This is a genomic window from Alteraurantiacibacter aquimixticola (assembly GCF_004965515.1).
GTDB lineage: Bacteria > Pseudomonadota > Alphaproteobacteria > Sphingomonadales > Sphingomonadaceae > Alteraurantiacibacter > Alteraurantiacibacter aquimixticola.
Genome location: NZ_SSHH01000002.1, coordinates 338,729 through 352,109, shown reverse-complemented (window position 1 = coordinate 352,109; position 13,381 = coordinate 338,729). Strand labels below are relative to the sequence as shown.

Sequence of the window (13,381 nt, the reverse complement as noted above, 5' to 3'; positions counted from 1 at the left end):
TTAGCCGCGCCGCGCGCCCGCGAAAAGGGCAGGGGACAGACTGTGTACGGATGCGATTACAGACCATGGTCCGCTTGCCACACCCGGCACAATCGCTAAGTGAAGCCCAATCGCGCAAATTACAGGGACTCAACGATGGCCGACAGACCCCTATCGCCGCATCTGCAAATCTGGAAATGGGGCCCGCACATGCTGGTTTCGATCCTCCACCGCGTGACGGGGGACGGGATGGCGCTGGTCGGCCTGCCGGTCATGTTGTGGTGGCTGGGCTCGCTGGCGAGCGGTCCGGAGGCTTACGCCGCCTTCCAGGGCCATGCGATGAGCTGGTACGGCCTTATCGTGATGTTCGGCCTGTCCTGGGCCTTCTTCAACCACCTTTGCTCGGGCCTCAGGCACTTCGTGCTCGACATGGGTGCGGGCTTCGAGCTCAACAGCAATCGCAACTGGTCGGTCGGATCGATCGCCTGCGCGCTGATCCTCACCGTGGCCTTCTGGGCCGCGATGATCGCGCTTTAAGGAAGGAACGGACCATGGGTAACGGAACTTCCATCGGCCGCGTACGCGGCCTGGGCGCGGCGAAGGAAGGCACGCATCACTGGCTGCTGCAGCGCTTCACCGCGGTCGGCAATTTGCTGCTGGGCATCTTCATCGCGGTCTCCTTCATCGCCATGCCCGACATGGACTACGAGACGATGTCGGAATGGATCGCCAGCCCCGTGCAGGCGACCGCCGTGGCGCTGTTCGTGATCAGCAGCTTCTGGCACGCGCGGCTGGGGCTGCAGGTGCTGGTCGAGGATTACGTCCACACCGCCGGCAACAAGTTTGCCGCGATGACTGCGCTCAACCTCTTCACCTTTGCCGGCGCCGCTTTCGGCCTCTTCGCAATCGTTCGCCTCGCCCTTGGAGGAGCCGCTTGATGGCTGACCAGAATTCTTCCCAGCCTGCCTACAAGATCATCGACCATACCTATGACGTGGTCGTCGTGGGTGCGGGCGGATCGGGCCTGCGCGCCACCATGGGCGCGGCGGAAGCAGGGCTGAAGACGGCGAATATCTCCAAGGTCTTCCCCACGCGTTCGCACACCGTCGCGGCGCAGGGCGGCATCGCCGCCTCGCTGGGCAACAATTCGCCCGACCACTGGTCCTGGCACATGTACGACACCGTCAAGGGTGCGGACTGGCTGGGCGACCAGGACGCGATCGAATATCTCGCGCGCGAGGCTCCCGCCGCCGTTTACGAGCTGGAGCATGCCGGCGTGCCCTTCAGCCGTAACGAGGACGGGACGATCTACCAGCGTCCCTTCGGCGGCCACATGCAGAATATGGGCGAGGGCCCGCCGGTGCAGCGCACCTGCGCCGCTGCCGACCGTACGGGGCATGCGATGCTCCATGCGCTCTACCAGCAGAGCCTCAAGTACTCGGCCGATTTCTACATCGAATATTTCGCCATCGACCTGATCATGAAGGACACGCCCGACGGCAAGAAGTGCGTCGGCGTGATCGCCATGTGCATGGATGACGGTTCGATCCACCGCTTCCGCGCGCATGCCGTGGTGCTGGCGACGGGCGGCTACGGCCGCTGCTATTTCACCGCCACCTCCGCGCATACCTGCACCGGCGACGGCGGCGGCATGGTGCTGCGCGCCGGGCTCCCGCTGCAGGACATGGAGTTCGTGCAGTTCCACCCCACCGGCATTTACGGCGCGGGCGTGCTCATTACCGAGGGTGCGCGCGGCGAGGGCGGATACCTCACCAATTCCGAAGGCGAACGCTTCATGGAGCGTTACGCGCCTTCGGCGAAGGACCTTGCATCGCGCGACGTCGTCTCCCGCTCGATGGCGCTGGAAATGCGCGAAGGGCGCGGCGTGGGTCCGGACAAGGACCATATCTACCTGCATCTCGACCATATCCCGGCCGAGACGCTGGCCCAGCGCCTGCCCGGCATTACCGAGAGCGGCAAGATCTTCGCGGGCGTCGATCTTACCCGCCAGCCTTTGCCGGTGACGCCGACGGTGCATTACAACATGGGCGGCATTCCCTGTAACTATCACGGCGAAGTCGTGACCCTTGGGCCGGACGGCAATCCGGACCATGTGGTCCCCGGCCTGTTCGCCGTGGGCGAGGCGGCCTGCGTCTCGGTCCATGGCGCCAACCGCCTCGGCTCCAACTCGCTGATCGACCTCGTGGTGTTCGGCCGCGCGACCGGGCACCGCCTGAAGGAAATCATCACGCCCAACGCCGCGCATGACGAGTTGCCGGGCGACAGCGCCGAAATGGCGCTGACGCGCCTCGACCATTTCCGCAACGCCAAGGGCGGTTCGCCCACCGCTTCGGTGCGCAAGGAAATGCAGCAGACCATGCAGAAGCACGCCGCCGTGTTCCGCGACAGCGAGCTGATGACCGAAGGCGTGAAGCTGCTCGCCGAAACCAACAAGCGGATGCAGGACATCCACGTCACCGACCGTTCGCTGATCTGGAACTCCGATCTCATCGAAACGCTCGAGCTCGACAACCTCATGGCGCAGGCCGTTGTGACGATGAACTCGGCCGAAAACCGCAAGGAAAGCCGCGGCGCGCATGCGCATGAGGACTTCCCCGATCGCGACGATGCCAACTGGATGAAGCACACCGCCGCCTGGTTCGACGGCTGGGGCGGCAATGGCGGCGCGGTGAAGATCGATTACCGCCCAGTGCACGAATATACGCTCACCGACGATATCGAATATATCAAGCCGAAGAAGCGGGTGTATTGAGGGTAGAACTATGACCTTTGACGCGTTCTGGATTGCCTATCTGCAGCAACACCGGAAACGCGGAACGCGCCTTTGCCACTATGTGGGAACTGTCGTCGGGTTGGGTGGAGCGATTGCGCTGGCCCTGTCCGGCCACTTGGTTCTTGCTCTTGGGATCGGATTGGCGGGCTATGGCCTCGCACTGTTCGGGCACTTCGTGGTCGAGGGCAATCGTCCCTTCGCTAGAAAACCACTGTGGGGCCTGTTTGCGGATTTCCGCATGTTGAAACGGGCGCTCACCGGGGAGCTTGTCGAGGACCTAGAACGAGCCGATCGTCAGGCGCGTCATGCAATGGATGGCAATCACCTGCCGAGTGCAGCCCCAGCATCAGATAAAGGCTAACATGAGCGGGCCGACTAGCGATATCGAAGATCTCACGCCGAAGAAGCGGGTTCACTGACCGCGCAGTTCGGTGTCGCCAAGTCGGAGGGGCCGGGGCGCAATGCTTCGGCCTTTTCGGTTCTGCGCCACGCAATTGCGCCAGAGCAATGACGGCAAGCCCGAGCCGCGGTTTTTTCCTCTCTTCTGCAATCAAGGAGAATGGAGGGTTCCGATGGCCAAGCCCCCCCCCCCGCACGCCGCAGCCTGTTCGATGAGCTGTTTGCCGATTTTCCTCTCGGCTATTCGATTGCGCCGCTGCATGGTGACCCGCTGCCGCATCCCGGCAAGATCAAGATCGACGTCAAGGAAAACGGCGACAAGCTGATCGTCCAGGCGGAAATGCGCGGTGTGAAGAAGGAGGACATCGACGTGTCGGTCGACAACAACGTCCTGACCATCAGCGCCGAGGTGTCACAATACGATGCCGACGAGCAAAACGACCGGGTGATCCACTCGGAACGCTATTACGGCAGCGTCCAGCGGAGCATTTCCCTGCCGGCGGAAGTGTCGATCGACGATGCTTCGGCCAAGTATGAGGACGGCATCCTGATACTGACGCTTCCCAAGGCGACGAAGGACGCCAGGAAGACGATCAGCGTGGGCTAATCGGCCGCCACCCGCCGCACGTCGATAATCTCCACCGGATCGGCCAGCATCTGGCCTTTCATCCAGCCTTCGCCGGCCTCCGGGGGGTGGGGGCGGCGTGGATCGCCTCGACCACCTCCATGCCCTCGACCACATGGCCGAAGGCGGCGAAGCCGTCGTGGAATTGCGGGTCCTCATTGTCGAGGTCGGCGTCCATGCCGATCTGCTTTTGCAGCATGATCGAGAAATCGCCCGTCGCCGTGCCTGGATCGAAGCGGGCCATGGACAGTGTACCGCGTTCGTGCAGCACTCCCGTCTCGCTCGTCGGTTCATGCGCGATGGGGTCGAGGATGCGGTCGGGATGGTTCTGCGTGCCGCCCTGGATCAGGCCGTTGGGCTGCTCCCCCCAGGCGAGCGGCATGGCGCGGTAGAAGACGGTGCCGTCGAAGCGATCCTCGTCCGCATAGCGCAGGAAATTGGCGGCAGTGACAGGCGCGCGTTCGGTCTCCAGCGCCACGGTGATATCGCCCATGCTGGTCTCGATCACCACCAGCGTGGTTTCCCATTCGGGCGCGTGCTCCGGCTCCTCCACAACCTCCTGCGCGGCGAGGGGCAGGGCGAAGAACAACGGGGCGGCGAGGGCGAATCGTTTCAGCATCATGGGCGCGATCATGGCGCGGTTTTCGCCCCGCGCAAACCGCCCTTACGCGCGCGCACGCGAGTTCACTCAACATTCAGTTCGTCGCTCACAAAGAACGGTTCATCGCAACTTATCGAGGGAGATGAGCGATGAATCGAGAGAGAAGTCCGGGTGTGAAACTGCTGCTGGTGGGTGCGGTGGCGATGGTGCTGATCGTCCCGCTGCTGCTGGTCTATGCGTTGGTCTATGACCGGCAGAGCCAGTCGGAGACTGCGCAAGCCAGTATCACCGCCGGTTGGGGCGGCGAGCAGACCGTGACCGGCCCGGTACTGGTGATCCCCTGGATCGCGGAGGTCACCACTACCGAGTCGGTGAACGGCACCAACCTTGTCACCACGACCCCGCAGCGGCGCGAGCTGTTCGTCTCGCCCACGACGCAGAGCGTGGCGACCACGATCGATCCCGACCGCAAGGGCTATGCGATCTATGAAAGCGTGGTCTTTGCGAGCCGGATGCAGGGCACGGCGCGCTCTGCCTTGCCCGACGATCTGAACCGTTTGGACGTGCGCCTGAGCAGCCTGCTGCTCAACCAGGCCGAATTGCGCTTCGGCGTATCCGATCCGCGCGGCCTGACCGATAATGCCGAGGTGCGCGCGGGCGGCGAGGAGCTCGCCCTGCTGCCCGGCAACGGCCCGGTGGCAACGGGGGGACGTGGCTTTTCCGCTGCGGTCGATTGGGACGGCCGTGCGCCGCTGGCGGTCAGCTGGGAATATGGCCTGCGCGGCAGCCATTCGCTGGCGCTGGTGCCGCGCGGGAACGAGACCGAATGGAGCGTCTCTTCCAGCTGGCAGCATCCCAGCTTCACCGGCTTCCTGCCCGACAGCCGGGAGATCGGCGCGGATGGCTTCTCCGCAACCTATGCCGGCATCACCAACCTCGCCTTGGACAGGTCGCTGGTGTCGCTTCAGGACGATGCGGGCGGGCAGCTCGCCACGATCGGGCTGGTCGATCCGGTCGACCTCTACAGCCAGGTGGATCGGGCGGTGAAATACGGCTTCCTGTTCATCGGCTTCACCTTCGCCACCTTCCTGATGTTCGACATTGTCGGCGGGGCGCGCGTGGCTTCGGCGGAGTATTTGCTGACCGGCGCTGGGCTGGTGCTGTTCTTCGTGATGCTGCTCGCCTTTGCGGAAGTGGTCGGCTTCGCGCTCGCCTATGTCATCGCGGCGGGTGCGATCATCGGCCTGCTGACCGCCTATAGCGCGGCGGTGCTGGGCACGTGGAAGCGCGCGAGCTTTATCGGCGCGATGCTGTCTGGCCTCTATGCGCTGCTTTACGTGCTGCTCAACCTCGAGACCTACTCGCTGGTGATCGGCTCCGTGCTGCTCTTCGCAGCGCTTGCAGGGATCATGTATGCGACACGGTCGGTGGACTGGTCGAGCGTCGGCCGGAGCACGGGAGACGAAGAGGCTTTGGCCTGACGTTTCAGGAGGCCCTGAAGTCTCAAAAGGCAATGTCATCCACTTCGTTGCCCTGGGCCATGGCCGGGTCGGTCATCACCTGGGGCAACGCAAGTGGGACATAACGCGTCTGGTCCCGGCAATCGACGCGAACCCAATCCTGGCCGCCCCATCGGTCGATATCCGGATGGTCCGTGGCGGTAGCGTCCAGCACCGCGCAACGCGCGCGCAGGTCGATCTCGGGAGCGCCTTCGTCCGGCCCCGTATAGGGAACGGGAAGGCGCAAGTCCGGCTCGCAATTCGACCGCAGCTCACCGGGACCCTTCTTCTCAGCTTCGGAATAGCAGCGGCTTCGCGGGATCCACGCCTCCCACCGCGTCATCCCGTATTCGCGCGTGAAATAGAACCTTTCGAGCGCGTTGTTCGATGACGAGAGGTTGGCCGATGCAAAATGGTCCGAGCGGATGGCGTGCAATATCTTGCCTGTCTCAAACTCGTAGTCGGCCGGGGCATTCCAGTAGGTCCGGCCGCGGCTCGATCCGGTTCGGCAATTTTCCCGCCGCACCAGCTGGATCTTGGCGGTGACAATCCTTGCCGAGCTGGTTTCCGGCCAGGCTGAGGGTGGTGTCGCCAGCGGGAACAGCACCCATCCTCCCGCTCTTGTCCGGGGCTCTCTGGCTTGCCTTCCTGTCCGCGCTTGCGATGATGGGGCGAAGGCCTGGTCGAAGCACCCGCCGTCCCATGTGCGAATGATCGAGGCATAGGGCGAATAGGAAATGTCGATCAGGTCGAAGCCATCGTTCTCGGTGAAGGAAAACCGCGAATGCGGGCCGAAATCGCCTGCATTGTTCTTCGTGACGAGGACCCGGATATTGCCGTCTTCGCCCCGTACGGGGATCGAGGCCCATGCCGAATAGCTCTTGCTGTGCTGCGTGTCGTAATCGGTCAGCAGATAGGGCGAGGCTTCGGCAAGGCGGATGTTACGGCGGTCGGGGCAGCTTGCAGGATCGCCCTGCACGGCATCGCCTGCGGAGTTTACGCAAACGTCCTGCACCAGGTAATCGTACAACTCGTCCGAAACCTGTGCCCGCGCGGGTGAATATGTGGCGATGGAGGCCAATGCACCAATCGCGGCAAGTGGAAGGGATCGCATCAATTGGGTCCCTGCCGCCGCACGAGCCGGTCAGGGGTGAGCTGGTCTATCCTTGTCACCCCCATCAGCTTCATCCCGCGCACGATCTCCGCCTCGAGCAGCGAGACCGCGCGTTCTACACCGGCCTCTCCCGCCGCGGCGAGGGCATAGAGGTAGAGCCTGCCGCCGCTGACTGCCGTGGCCCCGGTGGCCAGCGCCTTTAGAACATGGGACCCGCGCCGCACTCCGCCATCGAGGATTACTTCGCAGCGGCCGCTCACCGCCTGCACGATGGCGTCGAGTTGGTCGAACGGGCTGCGCGACCCGTCCAGCTGCCGGCCCCCATGGTTCGAGACCATGATCGCGTCGCAGCCCATATCCGCCGCGCGCCTGGCATCCTCCACCGACATGATGCCCTTGAGGCAGAATGTGCCGCCCCAGTCGGCTCGCAGCTTTTCCGCATCCTTCCAGCCCATCGACTGGTCGAGCATGGAGTTGAAATAGTCCTGCACCGACAAGGCGAAATTGCTGCCCGCGTCCACATGGCTGGAAAGGTTGGGCAGCTCGAACTTCTCGCGGAACATGTAGTCCAGCGCCCAGCGTGGCTTGGTAGCGTAGGAGAGGAAGCTGGCCGGCGTGATCTTGGGCGGGGTGGTGAAGCCGGTGCGCTTGCACCGCTCACGATTGCCGGAAACGATCGTGTCCACCGTCAGTGTCACCGCATCGAATTTCGCGAGCCTCGCCTTCTCCAGCAAAGCGGCGTTCAGCCCCCTGTCCTTGTGGTAGTAATACTGGAGCATCTTGGGGCCGGAGAAACGCTCCCCGATCTCCTCGATACTCACGCTGGCGAGGCTGGAGATGCCGAACCACAGGCCGAACTTCTCCGCCACGGCGGCGACGGCGCGTTCGCCCTGCCAGTGGAACAGGCGCTGTAGCGCGGTGGGGGACAGCATCAGCGGCAGCGCGCTCTTGCGGCCCATCACGGTGATCGAGGTGTCGATGTCCTCCACCCCGGCAAGGACATGGGGCACCAGGTCCACATCGTCGAATGCGGCAGTGTTGCGGTCCTTGGTCACCTCGTCATCCGCCGCGCCATCGATGTAATGGAATACGGGGAAGGGCAGGCGGCGGCGGGCCAGCTCGCGGAAATCGGCGATGTTCTGGCAGTCGGAAAGCCGCCTGACGCTGTAGTTGAATTTCTTGCCCATCGCCGCGCGGCTTAGCGCAGGGCGCGCGCTTCTACCAGCGCAGCAGTCGCGGTCCCAGCAGCCAGCCAATGCCCGCCATGGTGAGGATCGGCACCAGGTAGAAGCTGACGAAATACAGTCCGCCTTCGCCGGGGCAGAAGGGCGCATAGGCCGTCATCGCCATCGCCCCGCCGAAGAACCCTGCTGCAAGGCCGGCGCGGCTTGTGTCGGTGGGGGCGAGCCATCGCGTAGCCATCACCGCAGAGCCGAAACCGATCGGGCTCATGATCCCCATGGCAATCAGGCAACGCTCCCATTGCTCGCCGGGAAAGGGGAGATCGCCGAACAGCAAGGCCGGCAGCACGAAGAAGGCGGCATAAGCGAAGGGCAGCAGGAGGCTCGCGACCGCCCAGCCCGAAGGCCGGCCGGGGCGTCCCAACACATGCAGTGCAAGGGCCGCAAGCAGCAGCAGCGAGACGGAAAATCCCCATTTCACCACCATCGGCATCCAGCCACGCAGGTGATAGGTCGGGAAGGCATCCTCCAGCACCAGCGCGGTTGCGCCGATGCAGAGGATGGTGGCCAGCAGAAGCGGCAAGGCGAAATGCGGCGTGGCCGTGCCTTGTCTCGCGGCTCCCTCGCTGGCGAGGCGGGTGATCAGGTCTTCGGTGCGTCCCATTAATTTCTATCCGTCGACGATTTCCTTCAGGCGCAGCATGCCGCGATGCACGCGCAGTTTCATGGCGGACAGGCCAATGCCGACGCGTTCGCTCGCCTCGGCATTGGTCAGCCCTTCGATATGGGTCAGCCGGATCGCCTCTGCCTGCGCGTGGGGCAGCCGGCCGAGCAGGGCCGTGATGTCGAGCCCGGCGAATTCATCGGCGGCAATCTCTCCATCGGCCTCTGCCAGCACAATCGGGCTGCGGCCGCGCTTGCGCCAGTGATCGATCAGCTTGTAGCGCGCGATCGCGTTCAGCCACGGCGCAACGGGCCGACCCGGGTCGAGCGTATGGCGCTTCTCATGGCATGCGATCAGGGCTTCCTGCACCAGATCCTCCAATTCGGCATCGGCCCCGATCTTGCGCGCAAGCGTGGCCCGCAGGCGTTGCGAGGCCTCCCCCAGGAAATCCCGGTAGGCTGCCGCATCGCCCGCGCGCGCCGCTGCCATCAGCAGGTCGAGGCGGTCGCCGCTAGTCACTGTCGGTGCTGTCTTCGCCGGGCCATTCATCCTGGTTACATCATCTGCGTGAGAATTTGCATTCACAATGCGTTCAGACTACAGATGTAGTCATATCGCTTGCAGACGTAGTCGGTTAGGGAGGACAGCATGACTGCGAGAGGTGGGACGTCCGATTCAGCGCCTTCGGGCGAAAGTGGTGCGGAACGCATCAGCGATGCCGAATATGCGGTGATGGAAGTGCTGTGGAAACGCTCTCCGCAAACCGCCGCCGAAGTGTGCGAGCGTGTCTGCGCGACGCGTGACTGGTCCATGCCTACGGTCAAGACCCTGCTGGCGCGGCTGGTACAGAAGGGCGCGCTGGCAACCCAGCCCGATGGCCGCCGCTTCCTCTATTCCCCCCTGATCGAACGCCGCGCCTATGTCGGCACCGAATCGAAGCGCATGGTCGATCGTCTGTTCGGCGGCCGCGCCGCGCCGCTCTTCGCCCATCTTGCCGAGAACGAGGCCCTCACTGACGAGGACATTGCCGAGATCGAGCGCCTGCTGCGGGAGTTGAAGAAATGACCCAGTGGCTCACCGATACGCTGCTCTACACCGGCCTGCTGATTGCGCTGGTGCTGCTTCTGCGCCGCCCGGTGTCGCGCCATTTCGGCCCGCAGGTCGCCTATGCGCTGTGGGCGCTGCCGCTGGCGCGCTTCCTGATGCCGCCGCTGGTGCTGCCCGCCAGCCTCGCTCCCGCCGAGCCCGAGCTGGTGGCGGAGCCGATGGTGATCGTGCTCTCCGAAGCCAGTGCGCAGGCCAATGACATGGTGCCCGCCGCGCCGGTTCCGCCGGTGGTCATCGAACTGATCGACGTGCTGCTGCCGATCTGGCTGGGCGGGGCGGCACTCTTCCTCGCCTGGCGCGCGCGCGACTATTTTCGCATGCGGTGCGAGCTGCTGGCAGATGCGCGTCCCGTCGGCGAAGCGGGCAAGATACGGCTGGTGGAAACGCCCGCCGTCAGCGCGCCGCTCGCCTTCGGCATTGGCGACAAGGTGGTCGCGCTGCCGATGGAGTTCATGGGACATCACGATATTGCCGCGCGCGACATGGCCATTGCCCATGAGCTGGCGCATCACCGCGGCTACGATCTCGTTGCCAATATCGCGGCGCAGCCGCTGTTGGCCTTGCACTGGTTCAATCCTCTCGCCTGGTGGGGCTGGCGAGCAATGCGGAGGGACCAGGAAGCAGCATGCGATGCGCGCGTCGTCGCGGGTCGCACAAGGTCCGAAAGGGCCGCCTATGGCGAGGTGATCGCCGGCTTTGCCGCCGGTCCCAACCACGCTCTGGCGGTATCCATGGCCTGTCCGGTGCTGGGCGAGAAATCGATAATCCATCGTTTGAGGAGCCTCACCATGACAGACGTCTCGTCCCGCCGCAGGAAACTGGGCATTGCCGCCATCGCTACCACGGCGCTGGTTGCGCTGCCGGTGACCGCATCGATCAGCTACGCCCAGGAGGATTTGCCGCCCGCTCCCCCGGCGCCGCCCGCCCTCGATGCGCCCGCACCACCGGCACCGCCCGCTCCCCCGGCACCTCTCGATGCCCCTGCGCCGCCCGCGCCGCCGAGCATCGAGACGATCGATCCCGATGGCGAGCATCGCACTGTGCGCAGGCGTGTGTTCCGTACGGCGGACGGCGTGGACGAATATGAGTTCGAGGGCCTGAACGAGGAAGAGTTTGAAGAGGCCATGGCTGCGATCGAGGAGAGCCGCGAGACGATGCGCGACGTGCATGTGAAAGTGCGGCGCAGCTCTGCCGACGCGCGTACGGCGCAGGTCGAGGCACGCCGCGCACAGCAGGCTGCGGAAGGCCGGGCGCGCGCAGAAGGCCAGCGTGCAAGGGCCGAAGCCCACCGCGAGATGGTCCTCGCCCGTCGGGATGTGCCGGAAATCGAATTCGATTGCGGTGAAGGCCAGCGCCAGGTTGTCGAGGAAACCATTGATGACCGTGGCCGCCGCGTGATGGTGATCTGTCAGGGCGCAGCCTACAGCCATGCGGCCATGGGCCTGCAGCAGGCGAGGGCTGCCATCGCCTCCGACCGCTCGCTTTCCGACGAACAGCGGGAGGAGATCCTCGAGGAGCTGGAAGACACCATCGAAGAGCTTGAGGCGATGCAGCAGGAACTGTCGCACGCGATGAAGCTGCCGCCTGTGCCCACGCCGCCAATTCCGCCCGCCATCCGTTTCGAGGCGCGGGTGCATTCCTCCGCGCTGCCTTCGACGGTCAAGGCCAGCAAGGCAACGATCCGTCTGCAATGGCCGGTTGGGACCATGACCAGTGCTTCCAGCAATGATGCCGAATGCGAGCACGCAGCGGGGGAGGAGACGGGCCTTACTGTGTAAACGCCCGCGAGGACCCAATCCCCTGACTGCGAGGGCTGGCACTTCGGCGGACAGTCCCCCGTCCGGCGTGCCAGCCCTTTCGCATGTCCGCTAGCGTGAGCCCTGTACCACCGGGCGCGAGACGAATTGCGTTCCGTCATCGGCAGTGGTCACCACTTGCCCGGAAGCGTCAGCCGCGCCTTCGCGCATGGCATTGAGCCGGGCGACCAGTTCGGGCGGGGCGGGGCTGGCAGGATAGGGACAGCCCATCTCCTGCCCCTTGCCCTTCAGGTAAGCGCGCCGCATCAGCCCGGCGGCGATCGCCTCGCGGAACTGGTATTCGTGGCTGTTGGCGCCCGAAATCTCGCGAATGATCCCGCGGAAGGGAATGAACATGCCGACCACGCGCTGTGCCACGCCAGTGGGCGTGAACTCGCGCTCATCGGGGGAGGCGGTGTCGAAATCGTCGCCCAGCACCGCGTCGAGATTGCCGATTTCGCTGCGAATGGCGGTGCAGCTGTTGAGCCCCTCGCCGGCATAAGGTGCGGCGCGCGCCGTCAGCAGCACTTGGGGGATCGGGTCCTTCGCCAGGTTGAGGTCGCTGAGCGGCGTCATCGCCACGTCCATCACGCTGGGCGTGGTGTCGGTCACGTCCTCCTGTGCCAGTACGGGAAGGGGGGCGAGCGCCACGCCCGCCCCGATTGTCAGCCTAGCTGCGCAGGTCCGCAAATGTGTCGCACTGGTCTTCATCACCGGTCTGGAGTCCTCTTCTGAGCCATTCCATACGCTGTGCACTTGAACCGTGGGTGAAACTTTCCTGGTTAACGCGGCGTCCAGCATTGCGCATCAGCGTATCGTCGCCGATCGCATTGGCCGCCTGCATGCCTTCCTCGAGGTCGCCCGGCTCGATCAAATTGCGATTGCGGGCAGCCCAGACGCCCGCATAGCAATCCGCCTGTAACTCCATGCGCACCTGCAGCTGGTTGGCGCTGCGCGGATTGGCGCTTTGCGCACTGCGTACCTGCTCGGCGAGGCCGGTCAGGTGCTGGATATGGTGACCATATTCATGCGCCATCACGTAATAGCGCGCGAAATCGCCGCCCGCGCCCATCTGCCGTGCCATCTGGTCGTAAAAGGCGACGTCGATATTGATCGTCTCGTCCGCCGGGCAATAGAAGGGGCCCATCGCGCTCGACGCCTGGCCGCAGCCAGTGCTGACCGTGCCGCCATCAAGGAAGCGCAGGGTCGGCTGTTCGAAGCGGATGCCGGCCTCTGCAAAGAGCGGTCGCCAGGTTTCGTCGAGCGATCCCAGCGCGTTGCAACTCTCCATCGAATACTGGTTGTCGTCGCAGATCTCCATCGCGCTTTCATTGCTGGCGACCTGCCCTTGCTGCTGGCTGCCGGTGGTTTGCTGCACGCCTTCGACCATGCCGATCATCTGACCCGGGTCGACGCCGAAGACCAGAGCGCCGATCAACACCACAACGATGCCGCCGCAGCCGATGCCACGCGCACCGCCCATGCGTCCGCCGCTGCTGCCGCGCGTGACACGGATCGAATTGGGATTGAATGGATTGAGACGCATTGATCCTCGCCCTTGGAATATTGTGCAGTTGCGAAATAGGGCTGGACCAGATTGCAACCCTTGTGGGAAAGCTAGT

At 64.4% G+C, this 13,381-nt stretch carries 15 protein-coding genes; 8 read left to right on the top strand and 7 right to left on the bottom strand.

Annotated elements, in window-relative coordinates; genetic code table 11:
* Positions 1-135 precede the first annotated feature (135 nt).
* From sdhC to E5222_RS08120, 5 genes are all read left to right on the top strand, one after another.
* Positions 136-516 (top strand): succinate dehydrogenase, cytochrome b556 subunit, encoded by a 381-nt coding sequence (gene sdhC / locus E5222_RS08140; RefSeq protein WP_136693266.1) that lies wholly within the window; start codon positions 136-138, stop codon positions 514-516.
* 14 nt (positions 517-530) lie between these two features.
* Positions 531-917: a succinate dehydrogenase, hydrophobic membrane anchor protein gene (sdhD, locus tag E5222_RS08135; RefSeq protein ID WP_136693265.1), complete on the top strand. Its 387-nt coding sequence runs from the start codon at positions 531-533 to the stop codon at positions 915-917.
* Entirely contained in the window at positions 917-2,752 is a 1,836-nt protein-coding gene (gene sdhA / locus E5222_RS08130; RefSeq protein WP_136693264.1) for a succinate dehydrogenase flavoprotein subunit, read from the top strand. Before sdhD ends, sdhA begins: the two co-directional genes overlap by 1 nt.
* A 10-nt stretch (positions 2,753-2,762) precedes the next feature.
* Positions 2,763-3,134: a DUF962 domain-containing protein gene (locus E5222_RS08125; RefSeq protein ID WP_136693263.1), complete on the top strand. Its 372-nt coding sequence runs from the start codon at positions 2,763-2,765 to the stop codon at positions 3,132-3,134.
* Positions 3,135-3,332: 198 nt separating this feature from the next.
* Positions 3,333-3,779, top strand: a complete 447-nt coding sequence (locus tag E5222_RS08120; protein WP_136693262.1) for an Hsp20/alpha crystallin family protein — start codon at positions 3,333-3,335, stop codon at positions 3,777-3,779.
* Positions 3,780-3,837: 58 nt separating this feature from the next.
* Here the strand turns inward: E5222_RS08120 and E5222_RS08115 are convergent, their stop codons facing one another.
* A complete protein-coding gene (locus E5222_RS08115; RefSeq protein WP_342773173.1) occupies positions 3,838-4,419 on the bottom strand; it encodes a peptidylprolyl isomerase in 582 nt (193 codons plus the stop codon).
* A gap of 128 nt (positions 4,420-4,547) precedes the next feature.
* On the opposite strand from E5222_RS08115, the gene creD reads away from it, so the two are divergent.
* Positions 4,548-5,879 (top strand): cell envelope integrity protein CreD, encoded by a 1,332-nt coding sequence (gene creD / locus E5222_RS08110; protein ID WP_136693261.1) that lies wholly within the window; start codon positions 4,548-4,550, stop codon positions 5,877-5,879.
* Between the two features lie 22 nt (positions 5,880-5,901).
* Here the strand turns inward: creD and E5222_RS08105 are convergent, their stop codons facing one another.
* Genes E5222_RS08105 through E5222_RS08090 form a run of 4 tightly spaced genes read right to left on the bottom strand, consistent with a single transcriptional unit; the run spans position 5,902 to position 9,375 of the window.
* Positions 5,902-7,011, bottom strand: coding sequence for a hypothetical protein (locus E5222_RS08105; protein WP_136693260.1), 1,110 nt, complete (start codon positions 7,009-7,011; stop codon positions 5,902-5,904).
* On the bottom strand, positions 7,011-8,198 hold the full coding sequence (locus E5222_RS08100) for an alpha-hydroxy acid oxidase (RefSeq protein ID WP_136693259.1): 1,188 nt from the start codon (positions 8,196-8,198) through the stop codon (positions 7,011-7,013). The genes E5222_RS08105 and E5222_RS08100 overlap by 1 nt, the downstream gene beginning before the upstream one ends.
* A 31-nt stretch (positions 8,199-8,229) precedes the next feature.
* Positions 8,230-8,856 carry an NrsF family protein gene (locus E5222_RS08095; protein ID WP_136693258.1) on the bottom strand — a complete coding sequence of 209 codons (627 nt, stop codon included), beginning with the start codon at positions 8,854-8,856 and terminating at the stop codon, positions 8,230-8,232.
* 6 nt (positions 8,857-8,862) lie between these two features.
* A complete protein-coding gene (locus E5222_RS08090; RefSeq protein ID WP_246021620.1) occupies positions 8,863-9,375 on the bottom strand; it encodes a sigma-70 family RNA polymerase sigma factor in 513 nt (170 codons plus the stop codon).
* A 129-nt stretch (positions 9,376-9,504) separates the two neighbouring features.
* Here E5222_RS08090 and E5222_RS08085 point away from each other — a divergent pair, with 129 nt between their 5' ends.
* Complete coding sequence (locus E5222_RS08085; protein ID WP_136693256.1) at positions 9,505-9,921, top strand: BlaI/MecI/CopY family transcriptional regulator; 417 nt, start codon at positions 9,505-9,507, stop codon at positions 9,919-9,921.
* On the top strand, positions 9,918-11,741 hold the full coding sequence (locus E5222_RS08080) for a M56 family metallopeptidase (protein ID WP_136693255.1): 1,824 nt from the start codon (positions 9,918-9,920) through the stop codon (positions 11,739-11,741). Before E5222_RS08085 ends, E5222_RS08080 begins: the two co-directional genes overlap by 4 nt.
* A 90-nt stretch (positions 11,742-11,831) precedes the next feature.
* Here E5222_RS08080 and E5222_RS08075 read toward each other — a convergent pair whose 3' ends face one another.
* Together E5222_RS08075 and ypfJ are read right to left on the bottom strand one after the other, a co-directional pair.
* Positions 11,832-12,410, bottom strand: coding sequence for a hypothetical protein (locus tag E5222_RS08075; protein WP_136693254.1), 579 nt, complete (start codon positions 12,408-12,410; stop codon positions 11,832-11,834).
* 19 nt (positions 12,411-12,429) lie between these two features.
* Positions 12,430-13,305 (bottom strand): KPN_02809 family neutral zinc metallopeptidase, encoded by an 876-nt coding sequence (ypfJ, locus tag E5222_RS08070; RefSeq protein ID WP_136693253.1) that lies wholly within the window; start codon positions 13,303-13,305, stop codon positions 12,430-12,432.
* Between the last annotated feature and the right edge of the window lie 76 nt (positions 13,306-13,381).

Excerpts from the sequence above, each read along its gene's own strand:
- ypfJ (WP_136693253.1), bottom strand. The coding sequence starts at position 13,305 with ATGCGTCTCAATCCATTCAATCCCAATTCGATCCGTGTCACGCGCGGC.
- creD (WP_136693261.1), top strand. The coding sequence starts at position 4,548 with ATGAATCGAGAGAGAAGTCCGGGTGTGAAACTGCTGCTGGTGGGTGCG.
- E5222_RS08085 (WP_136693256.1), top strand. The coding sequence starts at position 9,505 with ATGACTGCGAGAGGTGGGACGTCCGATTCAGCGCCTTCGGGCGAAAGT.
- E5222_RS08095 (WP_136693258.1), bottom strand. The coding sequence starts at position 8,856 with ATGGGACGCACCGAAGACCTGATCACCCGCCTCGCCAGCGAGGGAGCC.
- E5222_RS08120 (WP_136693262.1), top strand. The coding sequence starts at position 3,333 with ATGGAGGGTTCCGATGGCCAAGCCCCCCCCCCCGCACGCCGCAGCCTG.
- sdhD (WP_136693265.1), top strand. The coding sequence starts at position 531 with ATGGGTAACGGAACTTCCATCGGCCGCGTACGCGGCCTGGGCGCGGCG.
- E5222_RS08100 (WP_136693259.1), bottom strand. The coding sequence starts at position 8,198 with ATGGGCAAGAAATTCAACTACAGCGTCAGGCGGCTTTCCGACTGCCAG.
- E5222_RS08105 (WP_136693260.1), bottom strand. The coding sequence starts at position 7,011 with ATGCGATCCCTTCCACTTGCCGCGATTGGTGCATTGGCCTCCATCGCC.
- E5222_RS08115 (WP_342773173.1), bottom strand. The coding sequence starts at position 4,419 with ATGATGCTGAAACGATTCGCCCTCGCCGCCCCGTTGTTCTTCGCCCTG.
- E5222_RS08080 (WP_136693255.1), top strand. The coding sequence starts at position 9,918 with ATGACCCAGTGGCTCACCGATACGCTGCTCTACACCGGCCTGCTGATT.
- E5222_RS08125 (WP_136693263.1), top strand. The coding sequence starts at position 2,763 with ATGACCTTTGACGCGTTCTGGATTGCCTATCTGCAGCAACACCGGAAA.
- sdhA (WP_136693264.1), top strand. The coding sequence starts at position 917 with ATGGCTGACCAGAATTCTTCCCAGCCTGCCTACAAGATCATCGACCAT.
- sdhC (WP_136693266.1), top strand. The coding sequence starts at position 136 with ATGGCCGACAGACCCCTATCGCCGCATCTGCAAATCTGGAAATGGGGC.